Here is a 1,733-nt window from a genome sequence, read left to right on the forward strand (position 1 = left end):
AGCGGGAGCCGGGAGCCGTACCGCCTTCGCCGCCGGTGCCGGGGCCGCGCCGGGCCCGGGGCCCGTGCCCGCGTCCCGCCAGGCGCTGATCACCAGCGGTGACGACACCGCGGATGCCGTGGCCGGACTGCTGCTGCGCCCCACGCCCGACCGGTGCCACCCGCACCCCCCACGTGCCCCCCTTATCTCCATGGAGTGTTCCCGATGACCGCCGCCGCCCCGCCGATGTCGACCAAAGTGCTGCTGACGGACGCCACCACCGTCCGGCTGCGTCCGCGCTACGAGGGCTCGAACATCTGCACCTGGATCGGCTTCAAACACGTCAACTACCTCGTCGAGGAAGCCGTGCTGGTGCACTTCGCGGACTCCGGGGCGCCCGCCCGCCGGCTGTACGAGGAGCACGGTCTCGGGCTGGACATCGTCGCCCTGGAGACCCGCATCCTGCACGCGCTCCACATGGACGACGTGGCCGAGGCCGAGGTGACGCCGGACACCGCCGACGAGGACCGCACCCTCGGCTTCCGGGTGACCCTCCGCGTGGAGCGCGACGGCTCGGTCCTCAAGGCCGTCGCCGCCAAGGTGCGGGTCTCGCTGCGCGCCGACGCCTATCTGCCGGAGCCCGCCGAACCCCCGGCCGAATTCGCGCCGTTCGTGGTGGACCGGCTGGGGGCCGAGGGGCCCACCGGCGAGCTCGCGCGGATCCGGGTGGCGATGCCGGACGACGACGAGGAAGCCGTCCTGGCCTCGCTGACCGAGGGCCGCAACGCCTACGCCTGGAAGTGGAACATCCCCTATCCGTACTGCCACTTCACCGAGCGGCTCCAGATGTCCGGCTATCTGCGGCTGATGGAGGAGGCCAAGGACCGCTTCGTGCTGGACCGCGGCATCTCCATCAAGACCCTGCTGGACGACCGCAGGTGGATACCGGTCGTCCCCCGGTCCTCGGTGCGCGTCATCGACGAGGCGGTGATGGAGGAGGACCTCTACACCGTCTACACGGTCGAGGAGATCTTCAAGGACCTCACCTACACCGCCCGGATGGACTGCTTCGTGGTCCGCGAGGGCACCCTCACCCTCACCGCCACCGGCCGGATCACCCACGGCTACGCGGTGATCGAGAACCGCAGTGACTGGCGGCTGGTCCCCTTCGACCAGCGGGTGCTGGACGCGCTGGCCGGAAAGCAGAGCGGCACCTGATGGACGACGTACTGGTCACGGGCCTTGGCGCGCTGTCCCCGCTGGGCACGGGCGTCGATGCCTTCTGGCGGGGGATGCACGCGGCGGACACCGCGCCGGTGCGGGTCCCCGATCCGCTCGCGCATATGGACCATCCGCTGATGTACCTGGTGCCGGAGGCCGACCTTCCGGACGGGCCGGTGGAACAGGACGGGCTGCCGCTGGGGCGCGGCTCCCAGTTCGCGCTCGCGGCGGCGCGCGAGGCGGTCGCCGACGCGGGGCTGGCCGCGCTGCCCGATTCGGACGCGTCGGACACGACGGACGCGTCGGACACGACGGACGCGTCGGACACGACGGGCGCCACGGGCGCCGGGCTCGATCCGCGCCGGGTGGCCGTCGCCCTCAGCACCGGTATGGGCGACACGGATCTGCACGAGGGCTGGTGGACCGGCGAGGCGCCCGCGTCCGGCCGCTGGGCGCCCGCCTTTCCGCTGGCCTCGGTGGTCGGCGGCTGGTTCGGTGCGCAGGGCGTCAACACCTGCGTCAGCAACGCGTGC

The 1,733-nt window shown here is 72.3% G+C and carries 2 protein-coding genes and 1 pseudogene; all 3 read left to right on the forward strand.

Going from position 1 to position 1,733, the window contains the following annotated elements; translation table 11 throughout:
- Positions 1 to 208: pseudogene (locus tag KN815_RS47885) on the forward strand (beta-ketoacyl synthase N-terminal-like domain-containing protein); the annotation flags it as partial.
- Positions 205 to 1,197 carry a hotdog family protein gene (locus KN815_RS47890; RefSeq protein ID WP_216348036.1) on the forward strand — a complete coding sequence of 331 codons (993 nt, stop codon included), beginning with the start codon at positions 205 to 207 and terminating at the stop codon, positions 1,195 to 1,197. The pseudogene KN815_RS47885 and the gene KN815_RS47890, both read left to right, overlap by 4 nt.
- On the forward strand, positions 1,197 to 1,733 hold a 537-nt coding region (locus tag KN815_RS47895; RefSeq protein WP_301184716.1), incomplete at its 3' end, for a beta-ketoacyl synthase N-terminal-like domain-containing protein. The genes KN815_RS47890 and KN815_RS47895, both read left to right, overlap by 1 nt.

The organism is Streptomyces niphimycinicus, assembly GCF_018883605.1.
GTDB lineage: Bacteria > Actinomycetota > Actinomycetes > Streptomycetales > Streptomycetaceae > Streptomyces > Streptomyces niphimycinicus.